The sequence below is a fragment of the Oceanobacillus sp. AG genome, from assembly GCF_009746545.1.
GTDB lineage: Bacteria > Bacillota > Bacilli > Bacillales > Amphibacillaceae > Oceanobacillus > Oceanobacillus indicireducens.
In genome coordinates this window covers 47,123-53,813 of sequence record NZ_WOWT01000028.1, presented here as the reverse complement: position 1 = coordinate 53,813, position 6,691 = coordinate 47,123, and the positions used below count along the sequence as shown (strand labels likewise).

At 37.5% G+C, this 6,691-nt stretch carries 6 protein-coding genes and 1 pseudogene; all 7 read left to right on the top strand.

All coding sequences use genetic code 11. From position 1 onward, the window contains the following. Positions 1-319: 319 nt before the first annotated feature. Positions 320-430 (top strand): annotated as a pseudogene (locus tag GN217_RS19055) (VOC family protein); the annotation flags it as partial. A 73-nt stretch (positions 431-503) separates the two neighbouring features. Beyond that, on the top strand, positions 504-1,013 hold the full coding sequence (locus tag GN217_RS14600; protein WP_156857392.1) for a MepB family protein: 510 nt from the start codon (positions 504-506) through the stop codon (positions 1,011-1,013). 678 nt (positions 1,014-1,691) lie between these two features. Then, positions 1,692-1,820 (top strand): hypothetical protein, encoded by a 129-nt coding sequence (locus GN217_RS19255; RefSeq protein WP_255454407.1) that lies wholly within the window; start codon positions 1,692-1,694, stop codon positions 1,818-1,820. A 297-nt stretch (positions 1,821-2,117) separates the two neighbouring features. Further along, positions 2,118-2,549, top strand: a complete 432-nt coding sequence (locus GN217_RS14595; RefSeq protein ID WP_188859637.1) for an N-acetyltransferase — start codon at positions 2,118-2,120, stop codon at positions 2,547-2,549. Between the two features lie 87 nt (positions 2,550-2,636). Continuing rightward, positions 2,637-3,770: a sugar diacid recognition domain-containing protein gene (locus GN217_RS14590; protein ID WP_156857390.1), complete on the top strand. Its 1,134-nt coding sequence runs from the start codon at positions 2,637-2,639 to the stop codon at positions 3,768-3,770. Positions 3,771-3,899: 129 nt separating this feature from the next. Continuing rightward, entirely contained in the window at positions 3,900-5,168 is a 1,269-nt protein-coding gene (locus GN217_RS14585; RefSeq protein ID WP_156857389.1) for a GntP family permease, read from the top strand. A 100-nt stretch (positions 5,169-5,268) separates the two neighbouring features. After that, positions 5,269-6,423 (top strand): glycerate kinase, encoded by a 1,155-nt coding sequence (locus tag GN217_RS14580; protein ID WP_156857397.1) that lies wholly within the window; start codon positions 5,269-5,271, stop codon positions 6,421-6,423. Positions 6,424-6,691 lie beyond the last annotated feature (268 nt).

Here is a 6,691-nt window from a genome sequence, read left to right as displayed (position 1 = left end):
CTTCATGTACGGTTTGATGAGGGGGAACAGGAAAAGGAATTGCCCTCTTGTCTGGCTTAGTAAGGTGGAACACCCTGAAACCCGAGGACAAGAAGGCAACTATCTAATTCCTGTTTTCTACTCTACAGTGTGATAACTTTGAAATTTGTAGCTGGTTTCCAAAATGAATCAATCTTTTTTCTGCAATTTCATCTGTAACGTTATATTGGTTTTTTATAAAAGGTATAGCTTCGGGTATACTTGCAATTTTATGTTTTAGTAACGATTTTTGTAACATGAAAGTAGGTACACAGAAATGAAGTGCAAAGTTATTTGCTTTCAACGCTTGAAAGAGGATGGATATGATGTAGATCCTCCGCGGCACGCGCATGGTTATACCTTTTATGTCAATGCACCCGGAGGATTTATGGTCGAAGTTAATAGTGAATGAGAGTGATGGCTTGATTGAATTGCTGAAAAATAAAAAGGAAACAAAACGTCGTTAAAGGTAGGGGGCTGGAATAATGAATGATTTTTATACAACATTAAATTATGTAAATAAAATGATTTACGAGCCAAATGATTTAACTGTAAAGTCAATTCAAGAAGAGAAGCAAAATTCTAAGTATGGTGCTGGTACATTTCAATTATCTTCTAAAACAGTCCGATTTAGAGTTGCGAATATAACCCCTACTAAAATAGGGCAGTTTGTTGCATTTTGGGAAAAAGACGAAAATAATAAAAATCAACCCTACTCATATAAGGAAGCCCCTGATTTATTAGTCATAACTACCTTTAAAAATGAAAATGAATTTGGGCAATTTATTTTTCCAAAAGAAATTCTTTTAAAACAGAACATTCTTAGGTCTACTTCAACAAAGGGCAAAATGGCAATAAGAGTTTATCCTAACTGGGATAGTCCGAGTAGTAAACAGGCTATGAAAACCCAAAAATGGCAGTTACCTTATTTTGTTGATATGTGTAATCCGAATAAATTACCCTTAGAAAAAATAATAGAACTGTATTCTTTTTAATCATTTATCGGGAAATTGCTGAAAATCAAAAGCTTAATTTCTTACTAAAAACTGAGGAATTAAGCTTTTTTATTTTCCAAAATCCTTAACATTGTAAATACGCAGTTTTCCTTACCGCTCCCCCTTGAATAACGTCTACGAGTCAGATTGTGGAGGAAGGGGATACTCTTTTAAAAAAGAGCTTGAAAAACATTTTAACTCGTATTAACTTATCCAACAGGTATTGGTGAGATGAGGGAACTTATTAAATCTTTACCATCCCGTTATGGTATGTAACTTTTTCTTATTGAGACATGTATTTCTATTGAAAGTGAAGATTAATTGCTTGAATAATTTGGTCAAAATTGGAAAATGCCTTTGCGAGGGAAATAGGAATTTGGAACATTTAGTATTTTTCATTAAAAAACTAACTTAACTCTTGAATTTCAAGAGAAAGTTAGGCTTATTTTCTTTCATGAGGAAGGATATATCTCAAAGAATCCAGCTTTTAAACTGGAAGAACCAAAATTAGAACAACAAATTCCGAAGTTTCTTTCCAAACTTGAGATTGAACATCAACGCGTGTGGTGTCATACTCCAATGGTATCTTGGGAAACGCGATGATGAAGGAAGATCGTTCATTTAGGCTAGCGAAAAAATAAGGTATAATAAGTGTATGGAGTGACGGAGGTGCGTCATATGTCTATTCCTGATAAAATCATAAAAGAAATTGATATGTTAAGTGAACAAGAATGGCAAAAGGAACTAGATAAAATTAAAGAAATATATATGGCTGAGGACGTTGTTTTATTGTCGGCAACGAATTAGCTTTGGATATAGATGTTATTATTGCACCAGTTACCGATCAGAAGCCAAGAAATCAATTTGACATAGCCTTAAAGTATTGGGAGTAAGGGATTGTTAAGGCCGTCAGTTGTACATATTTCCAAAATTACTTCCATTCACGACACAGAATTGAAACGTCATTTGGAAGAATTACATAGGCATGATCTTGAAAACGTATTAAATATGTGTAGATAGTTATTTTAATATTTAGTTATCAATTCAACAATAGGGCCTTTTAATTGAATGAAGCATTTAGATTTATATGTTAGGGATGATAAGGTGAATATTAGACCAAACAAGAAAACAGAAGTCAATAAATTAGTAGAGATATGGTATGAGGGTTCTTTAATAGCACACGACTTTATTGATAAGAATTATTGGAAATCACAGCAAACGAAGATGGAAGAAAAGTATATCCCAATGTCTGAAACCTATGTTGTAAGTAATGAAAAAGACATTGTCGGCTTCGTATCGATGATGAATAATTATTTGGCTGCATTATTTATTGATGTTAAGCATCAAGGTGGAGGATATGGAAAGGGCTTGTTAGATTTTGTTAAAAGGCAAAGGGAAAATATACAATTAAAAGTGTACAAGAAAAATAACAAAGCTGTTGATTTCTATTTAAAAAATGGCTTTGTAATAAAAGAAGAAACATTAGATGAACAGACTTCCGAGGAAGAATATTTAATGGAATGGGAAAAGGATTAAGTGTCGTTTGACGAGTTTGCTGTTTATTTAAATAATGGTATATCGTGATGAAAATGAATATACATCTTTTTGAAAGTAGGGCTATCAATGACTATGTTAACAAAGGCTATAGCAGAAGATATTGTGAACAGGACGATGCGGATACTTACTCATAATATTAATGTAATGGATCAAGACGGCGTGATTATAGGAAGTGGTGAAAAAGATAGATTAGGTCACTTTCATGCGGCAGCACTTCAGGTAATTCGGGAAAATAAACGAATAGATATAGATCACGTTAAAAGCAAGCAGTTACCGGGAACGAAACCTGGGATTAATTTGCCGATTGTGTTTGAAAAAAAGATTGTCGGCGTGGTAGGTATTACAGGTCGTCCCGAAGATATTTCCCAGTTTGGAGAGTTAGTTAAAATGGGAGCGGAACTTACCTTGGAACAGGCTGCACTCACTCATCAATTACAGTGGGAAGAACGTTTGCGTGAAGAATTAGTTTTTGAGGTCATTAACGATCGGACGAATGATTTATTAATCGAGAGGGCAGCTAGAATGGGGATTGACTTACGCACACCGCGCATCGCAGTCCTTCTCCATTTTATGTCTGATGAGAATGAAAGAGAGTTAGCAAAAATTAAGCAAGATAGTTTAACTTATTTAAAAAATTATTGTGATACAAATGATCTTGTCGCAAGCGTGCAAACGACTAAAATAGTGATATTAAAACAATTTTCTGAGTCTCAATCCATTGAATCACTGTATAAAAGAATAGAGGCATTACTTAAGCAGTTAACATTTAGATCAAATGGACAGTGGCAAGCCAGTATTGGTAATCCATTTTCCGAGTTAGAAGATGCGAAACGTTCATATCAATATGCTCGAGAAGCTTTGGCAGTGGGGACGATACTATATCCCGAAAATACAATTTATGTTTATGACGATTTATATTTATCTATTCTTTTACATGCCAATCGTTTGCCTGCTGATTTTTCAAAACACTATCATTCCCTCGTTATGGAAGATCAAAGTGGTGATTTGCAAACGACGCTAGAGACATATATTGATAGTCAAGGGGAGTTATCTCGTGTTGCAGAGAGATTGTTCATCCATCGTAATACGCTGAGTTATCGACTGGAAAAAATTAAACGTATTACCGGGAAAGACCCTAGAAACATACATGATTTGTTAAATTTGTATATCGAACAAATAGCATATAAATTACAATCTTAAATTGTGCAGATGACTTAAAGTATAATCTTTTATGTGCCTTCTTTTGTTTATTTGCTTAATGTAATCGCTTTTGCAAAACGATACAATAGAATTATCATCATGATTATAATACAAAAGGAGTGACACTAGATGGAAATAGAAGTAAGCGCTTTAGGCGCTATCATTGCCCTCGTTATTGCTATTTTTCTTATCCTTATTAAAGTGCCACCGGCATACGGGATGGTAGCAGGAGCATTGTTAGGTGGTCTTTTTGGCGGAGTCGGTATAGAAGATACAGTGACGCTCATGATTGAAGGGGCTGAAAGCATTATTCCGGCTGTTCTTCGTATATTAGCGGCAGGAATTTTAGCAGGGGTCCTTATTCAGTCGGGAGCAGCATCAACAATTGCTGAAACAATAGTTCAACGGCTAGGTGAAAAGAAAGCGCTTTTGGCTTTAATACTTGCTACCTTGTTATTAACAACGGTTGGTGTATTTATTGACATTGCCGTCATAACTGTGGCGCCGATTGCTTTAGCGATTGGACATCGAGCTGGACTTTCAAAAATGGCTATACTCATCGCGATGATCGGTGGAGGTAAGGCTGGTAATATTATGTCACCGAACCCTAATGCTATTGCAGCATCTGATGCTTTTGATGTACCGTTAACGTCCATCATGGCTGCGGGAATTATCCCCGCTATGTTTGGTATTGTGGTCACATACGTGATTGCTAAACGACTAATAAACAAGGGAAGCTTTACAACATCAGAAGAACTACAAGCAGCAAGTGGCGAGAAAGCACCATCATTTCTTCTAGCCATCATCGCCCCATTAACAGCGATTGTTTTACTTGCCTTGCGACCTCTATTTGATATTATTATCGATCCAATGATTGCGCTTCCGATTGGTGGAATCGTTGGAGCACTCGCAATGGGAAGAATGAAACGTATAAATGAATACGCTGTACTGGGGCTTGGAAAAATGACAGGGGTTGCTGTCATGTTGCTTGGAACTGGGACGCTTGCAGGAATTATTTCTAATTCAGCCTTGGACCAAGTCATCACGAATGGACTTGAAGCCCTTGGTCTTCCAGCTTATATATTAGCTCCATTTTCGGGCGCATTCATGTCCATGGCTACTGCTTCAACAACCGCTGGAACGGTGGTGGCGAGTAACGTATTCGGCTCAACGATTATGGAACTGGGAGTTGCCGGTTTGGCAGGTGGTGCGATGATTCACGCAGGAGCAACGGTGTTTGACCATTTGCCACATGGTAGCTTTTTCCACGCCACAGGTGGTAGTGTATTTATGGATATGAAAGAACGAATGAAATTGATCCCTTATGAATCACTTGTTGGTTTAACCTTAGCCATTATTTCAACACTCATCTTTGGTGTTTTTAAGTTATTTATCTAAAATGGAGTTTTAAAAGGCTTAGTGATATCAGAAAAAGATGTTGTTTAAATGACTTCTCTACTAGTTTTAGTTATTACGATAAGAAATGGAGTTGACCCTTATGAAAATAGTCATTGCTCCTGATTCATTTAAGGAGAGTATGACCGCTTTAGAAGCGGCTGAAGCTATTGAAACAGGTTTTAAAAAAGTATGGCCTGAAGCCACTTATCTAAAAGTTCCCATGGCGGATGGGGGAGAAGGGACGGTACAATCTCTTGTTGATGCTACTGATGGGAAAATTATAAAGCAAACTGTGACAGGTCCAGCGGGAACTCCTGTTGAAGCTTTTTACGGCATAACGGGGGATGGAAACACAGCTATAATCGAAATGGCTGCCGCTTCTGGTTTACATTTGATTAAAAAAGAATTTCGCAACCCACTTCAGACAACGACAAAAGGAACGGGGGAATTAATTTTAGCTGCACTTGATCAAGGAATTGATCATATGATTATCGGAATAGGTGGTAGTGCGACAAATGATGGTGGTTCAGGTATGGCTCAAGCTTTAGGAGCTAAGCTGCTCGATAAAAATGGAGAGCAGATTGGCTACGGGGGCGAAGCATTAAGTCAATTAAAATCTATTGATCTAGCAGACTTAGATCCGCGTTTAGCCAATGTGACGGTTGATGTAGCGTGCGATGTCGACAATCCCTTGACAGGTGAGCGCGGTGCTTCGGCTGTATTCGGCCCACAAAAAGGCGCCACACCTGAGATGGTCGCAAGATTAGATCAAAATCTTACGCATTATGGTTATGTTTTGAAAAATGAACTAGGACAAGATGTGATGAATATGCCCGGGGCCGGTGCAGCCGGGGGGTTAGGTGCAGGATTTGTAGCGTTTTTGAATGGACGGCTCAAACGCGGCGTCGATATTGTTATCCAGTCTGTAAAGTTAGATGAATGTGTACGAGATGCTACGCTTGTTATCACAGGTGAAGGTAAAATCGACGTTCAGACGATTTATGGAAAAACGCCCATCGGTGTCGCAAACATATCGAAAAAATACGGCATTCCGGTCATTGGTATTGCTGGTGCCGTAGGTCATGAAAGTGACGCTATTTACAATCATGGAATTGACGCCATGTTTTCCATTGTTCCTGGTGCAGTGACATTAGAGGAATCTTTGGAACAGGCAAAAGTCAATACGATGAAACTCTCTGAAAATATTGCCCGAACGCTAGCCATGAGCGGACATTTAACAGTTGAAAAGTCATAAAAAAAACGAGCCGTCTGCTCGTTTTTTTTATAGTTGTTGCTCATACATTTTCTGCCGACCATATTCAATTTTGGGAAATCGATATGGTTGAATCGTTAAAAGGGGTAGAATAGTGTGTGGACAACGGGATTGTTTGGAATATGATTGAAAAGGAAATATCAAAATTAAAAGAACAAATAATGGATTTACTAAATGAATAATGGACAGTGATGATTGCGGGGCAAAAGGGAAAAGGATACACATACTAGTTATTCCTATCCTCTTTTTT